Annotated in this window: 17 protein-coding genes; 8 read left to right on the top strand and 9 right to left on the bottom strand. The window is 72.5% G+C overall.

The genetic code is table 11. The features are described 5' to 3' along the window. The first annotated feature begins 127 nt into the window (after positions 1-127). On the top strand, positions 128-1,030 hold the full coding sequence (nhaR, locus tag DB32_RS10390) for a transcriptional activator NhaR (RefSeq protein ID WP_053232266.1): 903 nt from the start codon (positions 128-130) through the stop codon (positions 1,028-1,030). Between the two features lie 4 nt (positions 1,031-1,034). Here nhaR and DB32_RS10385 read toward each other — a convergent pair whose 3' ends face one another. Further along, positions 1,035-2,654: a serine/threonine protein kinase gene (locus DB32_RS10385; RefSeq protein ID WP_053232265.1), complete on the bottom strand. Its 1,620-nt coding sequence runs from the start codon at positions 2,652-2,654 to the stop codon at positions 1,035-1,037. Positions 2,655-2,712: 58 nt separating this feature from the next. Between DB32_RS10385 and DB32_RS10380 the strand changes: the two genes are divergently transcribed. Then, positions 2,713-3,576, top strand: coding sequence for a hypothetical protein (locus tag DB32_RS10380; protein WP_157068921.1), 864 nt, complete (start codon positions 2,713-2,715; stop codon positions 3,574-3,576). A gap of 3 nt (positions 3,577-3,579) precedes the next feature. On the opposite strand, the gene DB32_RS10375 is transcribed toward DB32_RS10380, so the two are convergent. Both DB32_RS10375 and serS read right to left on the bottom strand, forming a co-directional pair. Further along, a complete protein-coding gene (locus DB32_RS10375; RefSeq protein ID WP_083457291.1) occupies positions 3,580-4,647 on the bottom strand; it encodes a UDP-N-acetylmuramate dehydrogenase in 1,068 nt (355 codons plus the stop codon). After that, a complete protein-coding gene (gene serS / locus DB32_RS10370) occupies positions 4,647-5,978 on the bottom strand; it encodes a serine--tRNA ligase (protein ID WP_053232263.1) in 1,332 nt (443 codons plus the stop codon). The genes DB32_RS10375 and serS overlap by 1 nt, the downstream gene beginning before the upstream one ends. 669 nt (positions 5,979-6,647) lie before the next feature. Here serS and DB32_RS10360 point away from each other — a divergent pair. Continuing rightward, positions 6,648-7,088, top strand: a complete 441-nt coding sequence (locus DB32_RS10360; protein ID WP_053232261.1) for a hypothetical protein — start codon at positions 6,648-6,650, stop codon at positions 7,086-7,088. A gap of 95 nt (positions 7,089-7,183) precedes the next feature. After that, entirely contained in the window at positions 7,184-8,134 is a 951-nt protein-coding gene (locus DB32_RS10355; protein ID WP_157068920.1) for a hypothetical protein, read from the top strand. A gap of 405 nt (positions 8,135-8,539) precedes the next feature. On the opposite strand, the gene DB32_RS10350 is transcribed toward DB32_RS10355, so the two are convergent. Then, positions 8,540-9,244, bottom strand: a complete 705-nt coding sequence (locus DB32_RS10350; RefSeq protein ID WP_053232259.1) for a hypothetical protein — start codon at positions 9,242-9,244, stop codon at positions 8,540-8,542. A 50-nt stretch (positions 9,245-9,294) separates the two neighbouring features. Next, entirely contained in the window at positions 9,295-10,260 is a 966-nt protein-coding gene (locus DB32_RS10345) for a LysR family transcriptional regulator (RefSeq protein ID WP_083457290.1), read from the bottom strand. On the opposite strand from DB32_RS10345, the gene DB32_RS10340 reads away from it, so the two are divergent. After that, on the top strand, positions 10,259-10,951 hold the full coding sequence (locus DB32_RS10340; protein ID WP_157068919.1) for a hypothetical protein: 693 nt from the start codon (positions 10,259-10,261) through the stop codon (positions 10,949-10,951). The genes DB32_RS10345 and DB32_RS10340 overlap by 2 nt on opposite strands. A gap of 397 nt (positions 10,952-11,348) precedes the next feature. After that, the gene (locus tag DB32_RS10335; protein ID WP_157068918.1) at positions 11,349-12,668 is read left to right on the top strand and encodes a transposase; all 1,320 of its coding nucleotides are present in this window, start codon (positions 11,349-11,351) and stop codon (positions 12,666-12,668) included. Between the two features lie 404 nt (positions 12,669-13,072). Here DB32_RS10335 and DB32_RS10330 read toward each other — a convergent pair whose 3' ends face one another. Genes DB32_RS10330 through DB32_RS10320 form a run of 3 tightly spaced genes read right to left on the bottom strand, consistent with a single transcriptional unit; the run spans position 13,073 to position 15,797 of the window. Further along, on the bottom strand, positions 13,073-14,080 hold the full coding sequence (locus DB32_RS10330) for a YkgJ family cysteine cluster protein (RefSeq protein WP_053232255.1): 1,008 nt from the start codon (positions 14,078-14,080) through the stop codon (positions 13,073-13,075). Beyond that, positions 14,080-14,760 carry a hypothetical protein gene (locus tag DB32_RS10325; protein ID WP_053232254.1) on the bottom strand — a complete coding sequence of 227 codons (681 nt, stop codon included), beginning with the start codon at positions 14,758-14,760 and terminating at the stop codon, positions 14,080-14,082. Before DB32_RS10325 ends, DB32_RS10330 begins: the two co-directional genes overlap by 1 nt. Beyond that, positions 14,760-15,797 (bottom strand): M50 family metallopeptidase, encoded by a 1,038-nt coding sequence (locus tag DB32_RS10320; protein WP_053232253.1) that lies wholly within the window; start codon positions 15,795-15,797, stop codon positions 14,760-14,762. Before DB32_RS10320 ends, DB32_RS10325 begins: the two co-directional genes overlap by 1 nt. A gap of 122 nt (positions 15,798-15,919) precedes the next feature. Here DB32_RS10320 and DB32_RS10315 point away from each other — a divergent pair, with 122 nt between their 5' ends. Further along, positions 15,920-17,629, top strand: coding sequence for a transglutaminase-like domain-containing protein (locus DB32_RS10315; protein WP_053232252.1), 1,710 nt, complete (start codon positions 15,920-15,922; stop codon positions 17,627-17,629). After that, positions 17,626-19,470: a glycoside hydrolase 5 family protein gene (locus DB32_RS10310; RefSeq protein WP_053232251.1), complete on the top strand. Its 1,845-nt coding sequence runs from the start codon at positions 17,626-17,628 to the stop codon at positions 19,468-19,470. The genes DB32_RS10315 and DB32_RS10310 overlap by 4 nt, the downstream gene beginning before the upstream one ends. Here the strand turns inward: DB32_RS10310 and DB32_RS10305 are convergent, their stop codons facing one another. Then, positions 19,471-20,370, bottom strand: coding sequence for a hypothetical protein (locus tag DB32_RS10305; protein ID WP_157068917.1), 900 nt, complete (start codon positions 20,368-20,370; stop codon positions 19,471-19,473). It lies immediately after the preceding gene. Positions 20,371-20,426 lie beyond the last annotated feature (56 nt).

Genomic DNA, 20,426 nt, shown 5'->3' with positions numbered 1-20,426 from the left:
ATCCACGACGTCCATCACGCCCTCCGCCACGAGCAGACCTGCTGTTCCTAGCGGCTCGCGCTCCTATTGGCGAAGAGATAAATAGAGCACCGTCCATCGTGAAACTCGATGGCACCGGAGACGCGTGATGAAGTGGCTGAATTACCATCATCTGCTCTATTTCTGGACCATCGCGCGCGAAGGGAGCGTGTCCGCGGCCAGCCGCAAGCTGCGGCTCGCGCAGCCGACGCTCAGCGGACAGCTCAAGGCGCTCGAGGACGCGCTCGAGGTGCAGCTCTTCCATCGCCGCGGCGGCAAGCTCGTGCTGACCGACACCGGCGCGCACGTCATGCGCTACGCGGACGAGATCTTCTCGCTCGGCAGCGAGCTGCAGGACTCGCTCGAAGGTCTGCCCACGCGGCGCCACCCGCGGCTCGTCGTCGGAGCGGCGGACGAGGTGCCGAAGCTGATCGTGCAGCGGCTCCTGCAGCCCGCGCTGGAGCTCGCGAGCGAGCTGCGGCTCGTCTGCTACGAGGATCGCCAGGATCGGCTGCTCGCGGATCTCGCGGTGCACACGATCGATGCGGTGATCGCCGAGGCGCCGGTCGAGTCGGGCTCGCCGATCCGCGCGTACAGCCACTTGCTCGGTGAGTGCGGCGTCACGTTCTTCGCCGCGCCCGCGACCGCACGACGGCTGCGTCGCCGCTTCCCGCAGTCGCTCGAGGGCGAGCCGCTGCTCGTGCCGATCGAGAGCACGTTCATGCGGCGCGCGATCGAGCGATGGCTCGAGGAGCGCTCCATCCGCGCGCGCATCCGCGGTGAGTTCCAGGACTACGCGCTGCTCGGCGCCTTCGGCCGCGCCGGCGTCGGCGTGTTCGCCGCGCCGTCGGTCATCGAGGACGAGATCCGCGAGCAGTACGGCGTGCAGCGCGTCGGCGAGCTCGAGGACGTGCGCCAGCGCTTCTACGTGATCACCGTCGATCGCCGGATCAAACACCCGGCGGTGCTGGCGATCACGGAGCGCGCGCGCGACGAGCTGTTCGCGCGATGAGCGCTCAGTCGAACTGGTAGAAGCGCGGTCGCGGGCGCGCGGTGGCGCGCTCGCGCAGGCGCACCACGACGCGCTGGTCGAGCTCGGGCACGATCGAGAGCTCGCTAGGTTGGTGGCCGAGGCGCTCGACGACGACGTCGACCGGCTCGGCGCCGCGCGGCAGCTCGATCGTCAGCGGCGTCGTGCCTCGGACGCGTCGGCCGATCCGGACCTGCGCGCGGGACGGCGTGCTCTCGATGTGGATCGACACGGTCGCGCTCAGCGGCTCGGGCGCCGGCTCCGAGGGCGGCGGCGGAGGCGCGATCTCCTGCGGCGGCGAAGGACGCACGGGCTCGGCGGGCGCGCGCTCGGCGATCGGAGGCGCGGTCGTCGGGGTGCCCGCGTTCGCGCGTGGCAGCAGCGCGAAGCCGAACGCGCCGAGGAGCACGAGCCCCACGAGCGATCCCGCGAGCGCCCAGCCGCGCAGCGAGCGCTCGTAGAGCCGCACCGGACGCTGCGGCGACGTCGCGCGGTCGCCGTCGAGCACGACCTGCACGTCGATGTCGCCCGAGCGCGGCGCTCCATCGGTCGAGACGAGCCCGGAGAGCTCGGTCATCGTCATCGCGTCGAGCTCTTCCGACGGACTGTTGCGCGCGGCGCAGCGCATCAGCTCCTCGGTCTCCGCGAAGCGGTGCGGGAGCACGCGGCGCGTGAGCTCGACCAGGCGCTCGTGCGCGCGCTGTCGCGGATCGAGCTGCGGCATCAGCTCGCGCAGCGCGTCGCGCATGGCCTCCGCGCTCGGGAAGCGCTCCTCGCGATCACGCGCGAGCGCCTTCATGCAGATCTCGTCGAGCGCGTCGGGGATGAGCACGTCGTCGTCCGCGACCTGGCTCGGCAGCGGGATCGGATCGTGGAGCACCGCCTTGAGGACCTGCGCCTCGGACTCGCGCGCGAAGAGACGCTTGCCGGTCAGCAGCTCGTGGAGCATCGCGCCCGCGGCGAACACGTCGGCGCGGCGATCGAGCTTCTCGCCCGCGAACTGCTCGGGCGACATGTACGCGAACTTGCCCTTCGTCATCCCGGTCTTCGTGTGCGCCGAGCGGTCCTCGAAGCACGCGATGCCGAAGTCGAGGAGCTTCACCTCGCCGTCGAAGGTGATGAAGAGGTTCTGCGGAGAGACGTCGCGGTGGACGACGTGCAGTGGCTTGCCCGACTCGTCGCAGACCTCGTGCGCGGCGTGCAGGCCGGCGCACATCTCGGAGATGATCAGCGTCGCGAGCGCGGGATCGAGGCGCTCGTTGCGACCGAGCAGCTCGCGACGGATCCCCGAGAGGCTCTCGCCGCGCAGGTACTCCATCACGAGATAGAAGTCGCGCGAGTCGCGCGAGAACTCCTGCACGCTCACGATGTTCGGGTGGCGCAGGCGCGACATCAGGCGCGCTTCGTCGAGCAACGTCGTGCGCAGCTCGGGCTCGTGCGCGAGGTGCGGCAGCATGCGCTTGATGACGACCGCGCGCTCGAAGCCCGCGACGCCGCCGCGCTTCGCGAGATAGATCTCCGCCATCCCGCCGGCCGCGAGCCTCGCGAGGACGCGGTACGGCCCGATGCGCGCAGGAATCGACTCGTCGAGCGCTGCCACCCCCATGACCGTTGTAGATAGGAAGGACGTTGGGAGCGCCAAGGTCCGCGTCTACATGCGGCACGTGCGAACGAGCGGGGGGCTGCTGGTCGCGGGCGTGTTGGCGCTCGCCTTCGCGTCGACGGGGGTGGTGCCGCGCGCGGTGGCGCAGGAGGTCGCGCCGACACCGACACGCGAGGAGGTCGAGCGCGCGTCGGTGCTCTTCGAGCGATCGGCGCTCGCGTACTCCGAGGGTCGCTTCGACGCGGCCGCGGCGCTCCTCGGTGAGGCGTACGCGCTGAGCCACGAGCCGATCCTGCTCTACAACCTCGGACGCGCACACGAAGGCGCGCGTGCGCCGGAGAGGGCGCTCGACGCGTATCGGCTCTACCTCGAGCAGGCACCGGACGCGGAGAACGCGTCGCTCGTGCGCGAGCGCGTCGAGGTGATCGAGCGCGAGCTCTCGGACGCGGAGGCGGAGCGCGTGCGCGTGCGGCGCGAGCAGGAAGACGCCGCGCGCGAGCGAGAGGCTGCAGCGGAGCGCGCGCGCATCGCGGCCGAGCAGGAGCAAGCGCTCCGGCGCGCCGCGGAGCAGGAGCGGCGACGGCGCGAGGCGGAGCCGAGCCCGTGGCCGTGGGTCGTGGGGGGTGTGGGTGTCGCGGGGCTCGGCGCGGCGCTCGCCGTGGGCATCGTCGCGATGGAGCGCCACGCCGACGCGGCCGCCGCGGAGACGCAGGTCGAGGCCGTCGGGATCTTCGACGAGGCGCAGTCGCTCGCGATCGGTGCGAACGTCGGGCTCGTCGTGGGCGGCGTGCTGCTCGGTGTCGGCGTGGCGTGGGGCGTGGTCGATCTGACCGGCGCGACGCGCCATGACGACGAGCGCGAGCCGCAGGGCAACGTCGAGGTGACGGTCGGACCGGGCGCGCTCGGCGTGCGCGGGACGTTCTGACGCTCAGCGCCAGAGCACGGGCTCGCGGTGGAGCTCGACGCCGAAGCGCGCACGGACCGCGTCCTGCACCTCGCTCGCGAGCGCGAGCAGCTCGGCCGTCGTGCCGCCGCCGTGGTGCACCAGCGCGAGCGCGTGCTTCGTCGAGATGCCGACGTTGCCGCGGCGCATGCCCTTCGTGATCCCCGCGCGCTCGATGAGCCAGCCCGCCGCGAGCTTCACGCGCCCGTCGGGCTGCGGCCATCGCGGCATGCTCTCGTGCTGCGCGGAGAGCGCATCCGCGAGCGACGCATCGACGATCGGGTTCGTGAAGAACGAGCCGGCGCTGCGATGGTTGGGATCGGCGGGATCGACCACCATCGACTTCGCGCGACGAAGCGCGATCACGGTCTCGCGCACGGTGCGCACGTCGCGAGGCGATCCCTCGAGCGCGCGCTCGAGCTCGGCATAGCAGACCGTCGCGGGGCCGTCGGGGACGAGCGCGAACACCACCGAGAGCACGACGTAGCGATCGGGGTCGCGCTTGAACATCGAGTCGCGGTACGCGAACTCGCACTGCGCGGGCGTGAGCTCGACGACGCGCTTCTCGACGCGGTCGAAGACGCGCACGGATGCGATGGTGTCCGCGACCTCCTGGCCGTACGCGCCGACGTTCTGGATCGGCGTCGCGCCCACGAGACCCGGGATGCCGCTCAGGCACTCGAGGCCCGCGAGGCCTGCGCTCGTCGCGCGATCGACGAGCTCGTCCCACGGCTCACCCGCGGCGGCCTCGACGAGCACGACGTCGTCCTGCCGCGTCGTGGTCACGCCGCGCATGCGCATCGCGATCACGAGCCCGTCGAAGCCCGCGTCCGAGACGACGAGGTTCGAGCCCCCGCCGAGGATCGCGACGGGGACCTCTCGCTCTTCCGCGAGCGCGAGCAGGTGCACCAGCGAGTCGACGTCGGTGACGCTCGCGAAGCGCGCGGCGGGGCCACCGAGCTCGAGCGTCGTGTGCGGCGCGAGCGGGACGTCGTGGTCCGCGTTCACGTCGAGCCAGTCGACGCCGAGCTGCTCGTCGATCACACGGCGCATCAGACGCGCGACGTGATGCGCTCCAGGCCGCCCATGTACGGGCGCAGCGCCTCGGGGACGACGACGCTGCCGTCCGCCTGCTGGTTCTGCTCGAGGATCGCGACGAGCGTGCGGCCGATCGCGAGGCCCGAGCCGTTCAGCGTGTGCGCGAGCTGCGGCTTGCCCTTGGGCTCTTGGCGGTAGCGGATCTTCGCGCGGCGCGCCTGGAAGTCGCCGAACCACGAGCAGCTCGAGATCTCGCGGTACGCGTTCTGACCGGGCAGCCAGACCTCGAGGTCGTAGGTCTTGCGCGATCCGAAGCCCATGTCGCCCGCGCACAGGGCCACGGTGCGGTAGTGCAGGCCGAGCACCTCGAGCACGCGCTCCGCGTGGCGGCGCAGCTGCTCCAGCTGATCGAGCCCGTCGTTCGCGTTGCAGAAGCGCACGAGCTCGACCTTGTCGAACTGGTGCTGGCGGATGAGCCCGCGCGTGTCCTTGCCGTAGGTGCCCGCTTCGGCGCGGAAGCACGCGGTGTACGCGCAGTAGGCGCGCGGCAGCTCGCCGGGCTCGAAGATCTCGTCACCGTGATAGTTCGTGACCGGCACTTCGGCGGTCGGCGCGAGCCAGAGCACGTTCGCCTCGCGCTCTTCGGGGCTCGCCTCCGCGCCGAGCTCGGCGCGCTGGGTGCGGAACATGTCCGCCTGGAACTTCGGAAGCTGCCCGGTGCCGCGCATCGCCGACGTGAGGATCAGCGCGGGCGGCCACATCTCGGTGTAGCCGTGCTCGTTCGCGTGCAGGTCCATCATGAGCTGCAGGAGCGCGCGCTCGAGCCGCGCGCCCGCGCCGACGAGCACCGTGAAGCGCGCGCCGCTGATCTTCGCCGCGCGCTCGAAGTCGAGGATGCGCAGGCCGACGCCGATGTCGTGGTGATCCTTGGGCGCGAAGCCGTCGAAGCGCGGCTTCTCGCCCCACGTGTGCACGACGACGTTCGCGGTCTCGTCGGTGCCGTCGGGCGTGGTCTCGTGCGGGACGTTGGGCACCTCGAGCAGGAGCTCCTCGAGCTCACCCTCGATGCGCTTGGTCTCCGACTCGAGCTCCTTGATGCGGTCGCCGAGTGCGCGCATCGCGTCGCGCTGCTGCGCGAACTCGGGGCTCTTCTTGTCGAGCTTCGCCATCGCGGCGCTGGTGTCGTTGCGCTCGGCGCGGGCGCGCTCGAGGTCGGTGATCGCCTGGCGACGGCGCGGCGCGAGCGCGGCGATGCGATCGAGGGTGGCGGCAGCAGCAGGCCCGCGACGCGCGAGCATCGCGCGCGCGTCCTCGAGGTTCTCGGTGACCCAGCGGAGGTCCAACATAGAGGCGGCGCTATACCACGAGGGAGAGGTCTCGGCGTGAGGCGGGGGGTGGTGCCTCCGACGCCCGGGGTGCTCGCGGGCTGCCTCACGATCGCAGTGGGGATGTCGGGAAGCGGTGGGCGCATCGCGGCGCGCGCGCTGCCGCGCTGCCGCGATGCTGTCGTCAGTCTGTGGTCGACGTCGGCGAGCCCCCGTCGCACGAGGGCGTCGGAGGCACCACCCCCCGCCCGGTACCGCGGTTCTGCCGTCTTGATCGGAAAGGACGAGATGGCTCGCGTCCGGTCCGCGCTTCGCCGCGGCCCGGGCGCTCGCAGTTCGGGCTCTGCTGCGCACTCGCCCGGACTGCGACGGGCTCCGCTTCGCGTTCGCCTGGATCGAGGAGGAGCGGGCACGCGCGAAGCGCGGGCGCGCGACGGAGCGTGATGCGCGCGAAGAGGAGCGGGCACGCGCAAAGCGCGGGCGCGCGACGGAGCGTGATGCGCGCGAAGAGGAGCGGGCACGCGCGAAGCGCGGGGACGCGACCGCGACGCGTCGTGCGTGCGACAGCTCGCGACGGCTTGCGGTCGCACGGCTCGAGAGAGGATTCTTGCTTGTTCAATCTCGCGAGCTGGCTAGCTCGCGCCGAGGGAGCGCATGCAACGCTTCAGTCGCAGGCCACGAGCGAGATGGATGATTGCGTTGGCCGCTCCACTGTTGTTTGGATCGTGCTCGTCACCGTCCGACGCCGGCACCGCCGCTCACGCGCGCCAGACGACCTCCGCTCGGACGGGCGAGACCGAGTCGCTGTGCGACTTGGAGTGCCCGGCTCTGGGTCGGCGCATCCGCATTCACGCTGAGCCGGTGAGCTATCGTGGACTCGAGCAGCCCTTCGCGTGCGGATTCGAGCTCGTGTGGGCCGACACCGTTGCTCGCGTGGTGATTGACGCAGACGAGCTCGTCTCCCCTGCGCGCCCCGTGCGTCTGCAGATCCGCTGTCCGGCGCCCATGCAACGAGGAGACTGTCTGACCGTGACCGTCCCTGCCGCTCGCCTCATGGACGCCGCCGCCGAGGACTGGGGGATTCCGATCATCGTGACCGAGGAGACCGCAAGCGTGATCCCCTGCGACTGACCATCGCCGACGTGACGTTCGCACCGGGAAGACGCACGCGGGACGTTTGCCGTTGGACGCGCGGTCTGTCGCCGACACGCTAGGATGCGCGCCGCATGGCCGGGAAAGAACCGATCTCCGGGTTGAAGAGCGAGGACCTCCGCGCCGCTCTCGCGGACGCGCTCGCGGGACGCGAGCAGCGGCTCGGCGAGCTGCTCGCGCGACACGGAGGACTGCCGGGCCCGACCCCGAACCTCGCGCTCGCGGCCGCGTTCGGCGAGGCGATCGGCACCGAGGGCAAGGGCGCGCGACGCGTGCTCGCGACGTTCGCCGCCGATCCCGCGAAGGCCGACGACGCGCGGGTGTTCCTCGCGATCGCCGCGTCGTACGGGTACGCGGCGCGACTCGACGCCGACGCGCGCGACGCGTGGAACGGCGTGTTCGAGCTGACCGCGGACGACCGCGCGCCGGTGCGCATCGGGCTCATCGCCGCGCTCGGCGCGTGGGCGGCGCGCGCGCCGGGCCGCGTCGATCGACTCGTCGCCGAGGCGGACGGATGGCTCGCGCACGACGATCGTGATCACCGATACGCGTCGGCCGCGCTGGTGCTCGACGTGATCGCGGAGACGCGCGCGATCGACGGCGCGGAGGATCGCCCTGCCCTGCTCGCGTGGATCGAGCGCACGATCGAAGAGGTGCGCGACGCACCGCGCGCGGCCGAGCGCTCGCCCGCGCGCCGCCGCATCGTCGCGTCGCTGCCCGGCGCGCTCGCGCACGTGGCGATCGCGATGCGCGGCGAGCCCGACGGCATCGAGTGGCTGCGCGTGCGCTGCACCGAGGCGACGCATCCCGACGTGCGCGCCGCGATCGAGCAGGCGATCGAGAAGCTGCGCCGCGGCGCGGGCGCGCAGTCGAGCGCGACGATCGACATGCTGCGCGCGGCGCTCGCCTCGAGCGCGAAGCCGCCGCGCGATCCGAGCCGCATCCGCGAGGGCACCGGCCGCGGCAAGCAGGGCAAGAGCGCGGGCGGCGGCACCGCGAAGAAGGGCAAGAGCCGCTCGCGCTGAGCCGATCCGTCCCCGTTCTTGGGTATGAGCACCATCGGCCGCCGGCGATCGTGATCGCGTCGCGGCGACGTCGGCCAGCGTCCGCCGGCGATCACGATCGCCGACCGACGATGCCGGCCAGCGTCCGCCGGCGATCACGATCGCCGACCGACGATGCCGACCAGCGTCCGCCGGCGATCCCGATCGCCGACCGACGATGCCGACCAGCGTCGGCTCGCGATCACGATCGCCTCGCGCCGACGCCTACCCGCGTCCGCCGGCGATCACGACCGCTCGACGCCCATGCCGGCCAGCGCCCGCTGACGATCACGATCGCCGGCCGACGCGCCGACCGGCGTCCGCCGGCGATCACGATCGCCTCCCGCCGATGCCGCCCGGTGTCCGCCGGCGATCACGATCGCGCGCTCAGGTCGGACGCGGCTCGCTCGGCGTGGGCGGCGCGGGCGCGCGCTCCTTCGAGCCGGGCGCCCGCATGCCGACGATCGTGTCGAGGTAGCCGAAGAGACGCTGGTCCGCCGCGCTGCTCGGCTCCACGAGCCCGCGCGCCCGCGTCACGCGCTTGGAAGCCTCGCCCCGCAGCTTGATCGCCGGCGTGCGATCGACGCCCGAGTCGGCGCGATCGACGAGCAGCCGGCCGAGCGCGTCACCCGCGTCGAAGAACGCGGTCGCCCAGTCGACGAGCGTGCGCGCCCCGATCCGCACCGCCGAGAGCTCGGCACGATGGGTGTCGAGCTGCGCGCGCCGCTCGCGCGCCCGCGACACCTCGGTCACGTAGCTGTCGCGCAGCTCGCGCAGCCCGCCGGGCAGCAAGAAGTCGAGCCCCGCGCGCGCACCGGCGCGCTCTTCGGGCGTCGAGCCCGGGCACTCGAGCAGCGCGTTGCACAGCGAGTGGATCGCGGCGCCCCACGCGTCGTGCTGCGCGTCGGCGGCGGAGAGCTCCTCGGAGAGCGGCGCGTCGACAACCGCGGCCGGCAGGGCGTCGATCTGCGCGAGTGTCTCTTCGAGCGTGCGCGCGTACGCGGCACCGACCGCGGCCTCGAGCTCGGTGCGGCGATCGCGCACGAGGAACGCGAGGATCATCTGGAGATCACGGAGCGTGAGGTGGTTCATGCGGCGAGAGGAGCACACGTCTCGCGCGCTGAGAAGAGCCCTCGAACGCGTCACACCGCCGCGTACGCGCTGGCCAGGAAGTCGCGCACCACCGCGACCCGGGTGGGCAGGCGCTTGGCGCTCGTGGTGACGAGGTAGAGCGTCGGGGCGCGCAGCTCGTGCTCGGGCAGCACGCGCACGAGGCGCGCGTCGGCGGGCTCGCGCGCGCCCGGTGCGATCGCCAGCACGCCGATGCCCGCGCCCGCGATCACGAGGTCGCGCGCGAAGCGCAGGTCGTCGCACGCGACGCGGCCCCGCACGTCGATCTCCTGCTCGCCGCCCGGCCCGCTCAGCGACAGGCGCGAGACACCGTCGCGCGGCGCCATCAGCACGATCTCGTGGCGCGCGAGATCCTCCGGGCGCTCGGGCGCGCCGCGCCGCGCGACGTAGTCCGCCGACGCGACGAGCCACGCGCGATATCGCCCGAGCGGTCGCGCGATCAGCGACGAGTCCGGCAGGCCGTAGCTGACGCGCAGCGCGAGGTCGAAGCGCTCGCCCGCGAGGTCGACGTAGCGATTGCTGAGGGCACAGGTGACGCGGATGCGCGGGTGCGCGATCGCGAGATCGGCGAGGCAACGCGCGAAGAATCCGTCGTCGAGATCGCCGGGCGCGGTGATGCGCACCTCGCCGCGGGGATCGCGCTGGAGCTCGGTGACGCGGCGCTCGCCCTCGGAGAGCTCGCCCAGCGCGCGCGACGCGTGCTCGTAGAACGCGCGGCCGACCGCGGTGAGCGCGATGCGGCGCGTCGTGCGCTCGAGGAGCTTGGCGCCGAGATCGCGCTCGAGCTGCGCGATCATGCGGCTGATCGACGAGGTCGGGAGCGCGAGCGAGCGCGCGACCTCGCTGAAGCTCCGCGCCTCCGCGACGCGCACGAACGTCTCGACGTGGCTGAGGTTCATCGTTGCCGAATTGGTTAACAGACCGATGCCGCACGATCGACTGCCCACGAGCCGCGCGATCGGCGAAGGTGCGCGCATGACCGAAGGTTGGAACGTCGTCGACGAGGAGCGCGGGATCCTGTGGCGCGAGTACCCGTTCACGAAAGGCGCGTACGCGACGACGCTCGTGGTGCGCGGCCCCGAGGGGCTGATCGTGGTCAGCCCGGGCGCGGGGCTCGACGCGCGCGCGTTCGACGCGCTGCGCGAGCACGGCGAGGTGCGCGCGCTGGTGGCGAACAACACGTTCCATCACCTCGGCCAGAAGGACTGGCGCGCGCGCTTCCCGGACGCGACGAGCCACTGCCCGAGCGCCGCGATCACCACGCTCGCGAAGAAGGCGCCGGGCGTGCCGTGGCGCCCGCTGTCGGACCTCGCGTCGGGCGCGGGCGCGCGCTTCCACGAGCCGCCCGGCTTCAAGACCGGCGAGACGATCGTGCAGGTCGACACCAAGCGCGGCGCCGTGTGGTGGAGCGGCGATCTGCTGGCGAACATCCAGCGCATGCCGGGCCCGCCGATCCGCTGGCTCTTCTCGCTGACCGACAGCGCGCCCGGGTTCCGGCTGTTCAAGCTCGCGGTGTGGACGCTCGTGAAGGACCGCGCGGCGGTGCGCGACGCGCTCCTGCGCGAGCTCGACGCACACCCGCCGGCGATCGTCGTGCCGGCGCACGGCCCGCCGGTCGACACGGCGGACGTCGCGGAGCGCGCGAGAGCGCAGCTGAAGAAGCTCTAGCTCTCCTGCCGCACATCACGCCCGTCGCGGTCCCGCGCTTTTCGCGCGTGCCCGCTCCTCGTTCTCTATCAGGGCGAACGCGAAGCGGAGCCCGAACCGCGAGCGTCGGGGCCGCGGCGAAGCGCGGACCCGTCGCGAGCCATCTCACCCCACCCACGCGAGGCGGCAGAACCGCGGTACCGGGCGGGGGGTGGTGCGTCCGACGCCCTCGTGCGACGGGGGCTCGCAGAGGCCGACCACGGACTGACCACAGCATCGCGGCAGCGCGCGCGCCGCGATGCGCCCACCGCGTCCCGACGCTCTCACCGCGATCGAACAGCAGCCCGCGAGTCGGCTGTAGGAGAGTTGGGGACGCCTCGAAGAGACAGTCGAAACTGCCGTGCAGGAGGTCGTCCCCGTGGCCAAGCGTACCTATCGGACCGTCGAGATCCAACACGTCGACGCGAGCAAGCTCGCCACTGCGCTCGGAGCGTGCTGCATCGTCGCGATCGACCTCGCGAAGACGAAGATGTTCGCCGGCTTCGCGAGCGCAGCGGGTCGCTGTATCGAGATCGTCCGCTTCGAGCACCCGAAGCAGACGCGCCTGTTCCTCGAGCTGCTCTGCCGTCTTCGTGAGCTCGGCGTCGCGCTCGAGGTCGCGATGGAGCCGACGGGCGTCTACGGCGACGCGCTCCGCTATCAGCTGACTCTGCGCGACATCCCCGTGTTCCGCGTCGACGCCAAGAAGGTCCACGATGCGGCCGCGCTGCTCGACGGAGTGCCGAGCCTGCACGACGCCAAGGCGTGCACGCTGCTCGCGCATCTTCACGCGCAAGGCATCTCGAAGCGCTGGAAAGAGCGGAGCGCAGTCCAGAGGGCGATGCGCAGTCTGATCGACGAGCGCGACCTCTACGCTCGACCTTTCGAGACCGCGTACGGACGGCTCGAAGCGCTCGTCGCGCGTCACTGGCCCGAGCTCTCCCAGCACCTCGACATGGACGCCGCGTGGCACCTGCACTTGCTCTGCGAGATGCCCGGCCCTGCCGAGGTCCGCGCCAGACGCGGCGATGCAGTCGCGCTGCTCCGACGCGTCTCGCGCGCGGCGCTCTCCTTCGAGCGCATCGAGCAGATCGTCGGCTGCGCCGTCAGCTCGCTCGGCGAGTCGATGCACGATCAGGAGCGCTCGTTCCTGCGCTCGCTCGCGCGTCACATGCTCGCGTTGCGCGAGCACATCCGCGATGTCGACAAGCGCATCGAGGCCGAGCTCGCCAATCATCGCGAGCTCCACTCGATCCGCGCCGCGTTCGGCGCCGTCACGACCGCTGCGCTCGTCGCCGACCTCGGCAATCCCGCCGACTACGAATCGTCCGCGTCCTTCGAGAAGGCGATGGGCCTCAACCTCAGGGTCCAGAGCAGCGGCAACAACGCCGGGCAGCACACGATCCACATCACGAAGCGAGGTCCCGGACGCGCGCGTCGGTACCTCTTCCTCGCAGCGCTGCGCTTCGTGCAGAGCGACCCCGTCGCGCGTGAGTGGTACCGAGCGCGAAAGGGCTACCGCGCCGACATCAAGCTCAAGGCCGTCGTCGCGCTGATGCGAAAGCTCGCGCGCGCGATGGTGCACGTCGCGCGAGGAGCGCCCTTCGATGCGACCAAGCTCTTCGACACGCGCTCGATGACCGCTGTGACCGCGTCGCCCTCGCGCGACGCCGGACAATCTTCGCTCGCCGGCTCCTGACGGCGAGCTTCGCGCTCTCTTCTCTTCGCTTCCGCTCCAAGGCGCGAAGATCGAGCGGGTGACGCTCACCTGGGGTGCTCGAGCCCGCGAGGCTGCACCGCGAGTCCCAGCGCACCCTCGAGATCGACGCGGCGGGCGAAATGCCCAACGAGGCCGACCCGACGCCGCTCACGCGGACGTCCGACAAGACAGTTCGGGCCTATCCGTCCCGTCGCTCTCCGATCCGACCGCCTGAAGCCACCGCACACCAACCCTCGTTCGCGGCGAGCCACCTCGCGCAAGAAGGGCCCGGTGTGCGGATCAGCGGGTGCGAGACGCGCCCGATCCGGCGATCACACGCGTCCGCACTTGACTACGACAGCACCCCGGGCGCCGGACGCACCACCCCCCGCCTACGCCGAGACCTATCCGATCGAGACCCGCGCGAGCACGGCCGTCCACGTCTCGCTGAGCCCGACCATCTCGACGATCGCGATCGCCTCGGCCATCGCGCGATCGAGGCGCGTCCCCTCGGCCTCGAGGCGCGCCGCGACCCATCGCGCCATCGACACGCGCGTCGCGAGCTCGGCGCGCGCGAGCGCGAAGCTCCCGCGCGTCGCCCACTCGAGCGTCCAGATCGCGTCGGCGATCCAGTCCGCGAGCATCGCGTCGGGCGAGAGCAGCTCGGGCGTGCGGCGCTGCGCGCGATCGAACGCGTCGCACCACGGGCGCGGCCGGCTCGTGCGGATCGGCTCGCCGTGCAAGGCGAGAATCGCGTCGCCCGCCCACTGGTGCGCGCGCGCCCAGCGCATGGGGCGATCGTCGTCGGCGAGCTCGAAGCCGATCTGCGGCCACGACCCGTCGCGCACCTCGGGGAACGGCGCGGTGTCGAGCACGCTCTCCACACGCTCTCCTGCGTCGAGCCGCGTCATCAGCGCGGCCTCGCGCGCGCGCCACGTCGCCCACGACACCGATCGCCCCGCGCTCACCGAGATCGACTCGGGCGCGCGGAGATCCACAGACAGACGTCCGCCCGCGCCGAGCAGCGCGGGCTCGGCATCGCTCGCGCGGAGCAGCGGGCGCGCGCCCATCGTGCGGCACGGACAGCGGTGATCGGTGCCGATCCGCCCGCCGTCGAGCGTCGCGGTGAGCAGGAACGGATAGCGATGACACGTGCGCGGCTTGAGCGGGCTCGTGTGGATCGCGCAGCGCCCGCCGCGCGTGAGGAACGAGCACGCGCCGTCGCGCTTCGTGCGCAGCAGCACCATGCCGCCCTCGCGCAGGATCGCGCTCTCGTGCTCCGCGCGGATCGCGCGGCCTTCCGAGGGCGACACCGGGCCGAGCAGGTGCGCGTCGGTGCAGCACAGACCGTCCCCCGCGCACGCGAAGCGCGCCCCGGGGCGGACCATCAGCGGGCGGGCGCGCACCGGCATCAGCGGACGAGATCGGTGTCGCGAGCCCACGCGTGCACGCGCGCGCCGAGCGTCGTGCGCAGCGCGAGCCGCACCCACGCGCCGCGCCGCGAGAGCTCCGCGAAGCGCGCGATCGCGTCGGGCACCACGTCGATGCGCAGCGCGTCGGTCCCGTCGGGCTGCGCGAACACCCAGAGCCGCTCGGTGCGCGCGCGCCAGCGCGGCCCGAACGCCTCGAACGCGTCGCGCGCGACGATCGGCACGTCCTCGCTCACCACGCGCAGCGCGTCGCACGGGAGCGGCGCGCGCCGCAGCATCAGCCCGTCCCCGAGCGACGCGTCCACGTCGGCCCACGGCCCACGCAGCGCCGGCTCGACGCGGGCGAGCGGCAGCCCTTCGGGCAGCTCCAGCGCGTGCTCCCGCAGCCCGATCGCGCGCGCCAGCACGAAGCGCAGCGCCGCGCGCGTCGTGCCCTCGATCGTCTCGCCGCCGAGCGTGCGCACCTGCGCGATGCCGCGGCGGAGCGGCGTGATCTGCACGCGCGTGCCCGCGGGCACTCGCACGCGCCGGAGCCCGCGCTCCCCGCGCACCGCGACCTCGATGCCCGGCACCGTCCCTTCGATCGCGCAGACGTCGTCGTCCGCGCGCGCCGGCGCCGCCGCGAAGAGCGACGCGGCGATCACCACGAGCGCGAGCCGCATCACCCCATCACGTCTCGGAACGTCACCAGCACGATCACGCCGAGCAGGAACAAGAGGCCGACCATGTGCACGACGGCCTCGACCTTCTCGTTCGGACGACGCCGCGTGATCAGCTCGAACCCGAGGAACACGAGGCGCCCGCCGTCGAGCGCGGGGAACGGCAGCAGGTTGAACAGGCCGAGCGCGACCGAGATCAGCGCGATGAACGGGATGAACGTGCGCGGCCCGCGCTCCGCGCTCTCGGTGGCCATGCGCGTCATCCCGACCGGGCCCTGGATGCCCTCGGTCGATCGATTGCGCACCAGCGCGGCCATGCCCTCGAGCTGCACGCGCGTCTGCACGAGCGGCCACAGCAGCGCGCTGTACGCCGCGTCGCCGACCGACACCGGCTCGAACACGAGCGGCGTCATCACGCCGATCTGGCCCTGATCCTCCGGGCTGCGCGTGGGCGTGATCGTCATCGGCGGCAGGCGCTGCCCGTCGCGCTCGACGACGTAGACCGTCGGCTGCTCGGCGCGCGGCTGCGTGACCGCCTGGAGCTCGCGGATCGTCGTGATCGGCCGTCCGTTCGCCTCGACGATGCGATCGCCGGGCTGCATCCCCGCCTGCTCCGCGGGCGTGCCCGGGCCGACCTCGCCGACGATCATCGCGTCTTGGCTCTCCACCGAGCGCGGCATGCCGAACGCGAGATAGAAGCCGAACATGATCAGCATCGCCGCGAGGTAGTTCGCGAACGAGCCCGCGAAGATCGTGACCATGCGCGCGAGCACGCCCTTGTTGGGGAAGAGCGCAGGGTCGTTGGGATCGATCTCCTCGGCGGGGTTCATCCCGTCGATCTGCACGTACGCGAGGAAGGGGATCGCGCAGACCTGGAAGACGGTCGGGCTGCCCTTCGGCTGATAGCGGAAGATCGGCGGTCCGAACCCGATCGAGTACCGCAGCACACGCATCCCGAAGGCTCGCGCGGCGAGGTAGTGACCGGTTTCGTGGACGACGACCAGGAAAGAGATCCCGAGGATCGCGACCACGATGTTCATCCGGTGTGTCCCTTCCTCCGCGCCCTCCAGGAGAGGAGAACGCCAGCACTGACTCTAGCCGCGGCCGTCGCAGACGGCCACGGGGGGAACCTAGACACACGGGCCGGTGTCTCGAAGCCACGGTGCATGACATCATCCGCGCGATGCGGCGCCTGCGCCCTCTCGCGTTCGCCGCGATGCTCATGCTCGGTGCGGCGCTCGCGCGCGCCGACGATCCCATCGCGCACGAGTACGTGCCGGGCGTCGAGGCCGACGAGGGCACGATGCTGGTCTCGTCCGGCGGCGCCGCGCCCGAGGCGCTCGTCTACGACGGCGAGGTGATCCCAGCGCCCGAGGGCGGGCCGATGCGCCCCGGCGAAGAGCGCGCGATGCAGGCGGCGCCGGGCGACGAGCGCGCGACCGAGGAGGTCGGACGTCGGTCGCCCTCGTTCCGCCCCGACCGCGTGACCGAGCTCAACGGTCAGGTCGGCTACTTCGAGGTCTTCACGCCGACGATCTCGCCGTTCAAGCGCGTCACCGCGCTCGACGGGATCACGCTCGTCGATCGCACGCCGGTGCTCGCGATCGCCGAGCGTGGGCCGCGTCGCGCGGTGACGGTGGAGGGCGTGCACGCGCAGGCGCCCGACTGGAGGCCGCGCGATCTCTTCTGGGGCAGCGTGGTGCTCGACTTCTCGGGCGGACGCGAGGTGCCCTTCCCTTCGGTCTCGCCGGAGTCGCGCTTGCTCACGGTGCGCACCGAGCCCGAGACGCGGCTGCGCTTCGAGCGCGACGGCGCCGACAACTTCTACGCGGTCGTCGACGAGCCGCGCGGCGCGGTGAGCGAGGTCCGCGTCGTGTTCCTCACCGACGCGCCGCGCACGTACTTCGGGACCGAGCTGCCGCGCACGCGCGCCGACGCGCTGATCGACGAGGTGCCGCAGGTGCCCGCGAGCGTGCAGCGTCGCGGCGAGGAGTTCGCCGCGCGCCTCAACCTGCATCGCGGCATGCCGTTCGACGTCACGCTCAGCGAGCTCGTGCGCTGGTTCCGCGACTTCGAGGAGAGCGCCGAGCCCCCGCGCGACACCGGCGACATCTACTGGGACCTCGCGAACGGTCAGCGCGGCGTGTGTCGCCATCGCGCGTACGGCTTCGTGATCACCGCGCAGGCGCTCGGCATCCACGCGCGCTTCGTGCAGAACGAGGCGCACGCGTGGGTCGAGGTGCATCTGCCCGAGAGCCGCGGCTGGCTGCGCATCGATCTCGGCGGCTCGCCGCGCGGTCTGTCGCCGCACAACACCGACGAGCGCCCGCGTTATCGCCCTGACGTGCCCGATCCGCTGCCGCGCCCCGACGCGTACGTGCGCGCGTACCAGGAGGCCGCGCGGCTGAGCGAGGACGCGTCGTCGTCCTCGTCGAGCGGGAGCGGTGGATCGTCGTCGGCGACGGGGACCGGCGGCAACGAGGGCGCTACCTCGACCACTCAAGGCCACGGCGCGCCCCAGGGCGGGCCGGTGCGCGCGCAGGTCGAGGAGGGCACCGCCGGCCGCGAGTCGCGCGCCGCGCTCGATCTGCGGCTCGATCTGCCGTCGACGATCGAGGTGCTGCGCGGCCGCACGCTCGAGGTGACGGGCACGGCGCGCACCGCGGATCTCGGCGTCGCGGGCCTGCGCATCGAGGTGCTGCTCGCGTCGGAGAGCAGCGCGGTCGAGCGCATGCTCGGAGTCACGGTCACGAACGAGCACGGCGCGTTCCGCGGCAGCTTCGGCGTGCCGCCGGATCTCGCGGTCGGCGACTATCGCCTCGTCGTGCGCAGCCCGGGCAACGCACAGGTGGGGCCCGCGGTGGCGCGGTGAAGCGCGCGGGCGTCGTCGCGGCGATCGCGTGCGTGATCGTCGCGAGCGTGGTGCGCGCCGAGGAGGGCGAGCTCGAGGTCGCGCCTCCGCCGACCGAGGTCGCGCTCGAGCAGCGCGCGGAGCCTGTCGTCGACGATCGCTTCGTGCGCGTGTCGGGCACGCGCTTCGTCGTGGGCGGCGCGCCGTTCCACTTCGTCGGCGCGAACGTCGGCGTGGTGCACGGCCTGCCGCACCGCGCGGCGATGGAGCGCACGCTCGACGCGGTGCGCGCCGACGGGCTGCGCGTCATCCGCGTGTGGGCGCTCGGCGAGCGCGCGGAGGACGCGCCGGCGTGGGCGCGCGACTTCGCGTTCCGCACCGGCGAGGAGGGCTGGATCGCGACGTCGTTCGAGCACCTCGATCGCGTGATCGACGCGGCGCGCGCGCGCGACCTGCGCGTGATCGTCGTGCTCGCGAACCGATGGCGCGACTACGGCGGCGTGCCGCAGTACCTGCGATGGGCGGGCGTGCCCTTCGACGAAGCGAGCGCCGACGCGCCGGGCGGCCCGGGGCTCGCGCAGTTCTTCGACTGCACGCGCTGCGACGCGCTCTATCGCGCGCACGTGCGCCGCGTCGTGGAGCGCGTGAGCTCGACGAGCGGGATCGCGTACCGCGACGAGCCGACGATCCTCGCGTGGGAGCTGATGAACGAGTCGAGCGTGCCCGCGCGATCGGCGCCCGCGCTGGTGCGATGGACCCAGGAGAGCGCGCGGTTCATCCGCTCGCTCGATCCGAACCACCTGATCGCGGCGGGCCACATCGGCTACGAGCGCGGCGCCGATCGCGACACGTGGCTCGCGATCCAGCGCCTGCCCGAGATCGACTACGCGGACGCGCACGCGTACCCCGCGGCGTACCAGCGCGTGCGCGACGTGCGCGAGCTGACGCGCTGGATCGACGATCGCGTCCAGCTCGCGCACCACGTCGCGCGCAAGCCGTTCGTGTTCGGCGAATTCGGGTTCAGCACGCGGCACCTCCGCGTGCTCGGCGTGCCGCGCGCGCGCTGGTACGACGCGTTCCTGCGCGCCGGTCATCGCGACGGCATCGCGGGCGCGCTCGTGTGGACGTACCTGCCCTACGAGGATCGTCCGACCGAGCACGGCATCCACCCCGAAGGCGAGGGCGAGCGACGCACGCGCGACGTGCGTGCGGTGCTCGCGAGGCACGCGCGGCGCTGGGCGATCACGCCGCCCGAGGAGCGCAATCCGCGGCTCGGCGAGTCGATCGGGGAGACGCCGATCCACCCCGCGTCGCGAGAAGCGCGGGGCACGTCGCAGGTGCACGACGCGTGGTCCGACGGCGTGCTGCGCATGCCGATCGAGGGCTTCCGCCGCGCGGCGTTCGAGGGCGTGGGGCGCTGGGACGGCGGCGCCGTCGTGCACCTCTGGGGCAGCGGGCGCGGGTGGGTGCGCTACGAATTCCGTAGCGATCGCGGATCGGCTCCGTCGCGGCTCGTGCTGCGCGTGCGCGCGTCCTCGGAGCTGCCGGGCCTCGGGATCGGCGCGACCGCCGAGGACGGATCACGGGTGTCGGTGTCGATCGACGAGGTCGCGCTCGGCACGATCGATCTTCCGCCCGACGACGGGATCGGACGCGTCGTCGAGCTCGTGGTCGACGACGCGGAGCTGCTCGCGCGCGTCTTCGCGCGACCGCGGTCGAGGCACTCGCTGCGCTTCGAGGTCGTGCCCGGCGTGGGCGCGGAAGGACTGTGTCTCTACGGCGCGGCGACCGGTCGCGAGGCGCTCGCGCCCGAGGTCCTCGCGGAGCTCCCGGGCGCGATCGAGCTGACGTACGAGCGCTGATCAGAAGTCCGCGCCGCCCGACACGTACACGGCCCAGATGCCCTCGTCGTCGAAGGCGAAGCCATACGGGTCGTCGAGGTTCATCACGAGGCGACCCTCGACGAAGCCCGCGCCGATCTCGCCGCGCACGAAGGGCACGAGCGCGAGGTAGCCCTCGGAGTCCATGTCCTCGCCGGTCGGCGCGATCATCACGGCCTGGAAGCGCGCGCCGATCGCGAGCTCGGGGATCGGGCGTCCCGCGGCCCACGCCGCGCCCTGGAGCGCGAGCGTCGTGTCGCCGGTCTGCCCCTCGTACTCGACGGGCAGCAGCGCGCCGAAGCCGACCTCGGCGCCGAGGTCGAAGTACTCCTGACGCCACTCGACGTCGCCGCGCGCGACCACCGCCATGTTGAGCGGCACGGTGAGCCACGCGTCCCACGCGCCCTGCATCGCGCCGCCGAGCGCGAGCGTGAAGATCCCGACGAAGCCGTCGCCGAGGAGCCCGCCGCGATAGTCGTCGTAGAGGTTCGTCAGCGGCGCGGTGAGACCGAGCCCGCCGCGCACGCGGAAGCCGTTCTCGCGATCGTGCATGCCGGCGCGCACGCCGACGTACGGGTTGCCCGCGCGGAACGCGGAGCCGTCGCCCGCCGATCCCGCCGCGCGCCACGCGACGTCGAGGTCGACGAAGGTCGTCTCGGTCGGCGCGGCGAGCCGGAACGACCCGTAGAAGCTCGGCTGGAAGAGCTCGACCTCCGACATGCCGACGCTCCAGTGGTAGTAGCCGAGCTCCACCGCGATGCGCGACGTCGACTCGTGATCGCGCAGCTCGCCGGTGCTCGCCTGGGCGTGCGCGAGCGTGCTCGAAGCGAGGACCGAAGCGAAGAGGAGCGCGGGCGCGAGAGCCTGTGAACGAGCGATCACCATTGTTCCTCCGAAGCGACGCACGACGTTCACGCCTTGGTTCGAAACGCGAGCGC

It is taken from the genome of Sandaracinus amylolyticus, from assembly GCF_000737325.1.
GTDB lineage: Bacteria > Myxococcota_A > Polyangia > Polyangiales > Sandaracinaceae > Sandaracinus > Sandaracinus amylolyticus.
Note: the sequence above shows the minus strand (reverse complement) of the source record. Positions and strands in the feature narration are given on the sequence as shown.

Bases quoted from the DNA above. Each gene is read 5' to 3' on its own strand.
- DB32_RS10345 (WP_083457290.1), bottom strand. From the start codon at position 10,260: ATGCGCGCACCTTCGCCGATCGCGCGGCTCGTGGGCAGTCGATCGTGC.
- DB32_RS10385 (WP_053232265.1), bottom strand. From the start codon at position 2,654: ATGGGGGTGGCAGCGCTCGACGAGTCGATTCCTGCGCGCATCGGGCCG.
- DB32_RS10330 (WP_053232255.1), bottom strand. From the start codon at position 14,080: ATGCCGGTGCGCGCCCGCCCGCTGATGGTCCGCCCCGGGGCGCGCTTC.
- DB32_RS10320 (WP_053232253.1), bottom strand. From the start codon at position 15,797: ATGAACATCGTGGTCGCGATCCTCGGGATCTCTTTCCTGGTCGTCGTC.
- DB32_RS10340 (WP_157068919.1), top strand. From the start codon at position 10,259: ATGACCGAAGGTTGGAACGTCGTCGACGAGGAGCGCGGGATCCTGTGG.
- DB32_RS10355 (WP_157068920.1), top strand. From the start codon at position 7,184: ATGGCCGGGAAAGAACCGATCTCCGGGTTGAAGAGCGAGGACCTCCGC.
- DB32_RS10360 (WP_053232261.1), top strand. From the start codon at position 6,648: ATGATTGCGTTGGCCGCTCCACTGTTGTTTGGATCGTGCTCGTCACCG.
- serS (WP_053232263.1), bottom strand. From the start codon at position 5,978: ATGTTGGACCTCCGCTGGGTCACCGAGAACCTCGAGGACGCGCGCGCG.
- DB32_RS10350 (WP_053232259.1), bottom strand. From the start codon at position 9,244: ATGAACCACCTCACGCTCCGTGATCTCCAGATGATCCTCGCGTTCCTC.
- DB32_RS10325 (WP_053232254.1), bottom strand. From the start codon at position 14,760: ATGCGGCTCGCGCTCGTGGTGATCGCCGCGTCGCTCTTCGCGGCGGCG.
- nhaR (WP_053232266.1), top strand. From the start codon at position 128: ATGAAGTGGCTGAATTACCATCATCTGCTCTATTTCTGGACCATCGCG.
- DB32_RS10375 (WP_083457291.1), bottom strand. From the start codon at position 4,647: ATGCGCCGTGTGATCGACGAGCAGCTCGGCGTCGACTGGCTCGACGTG.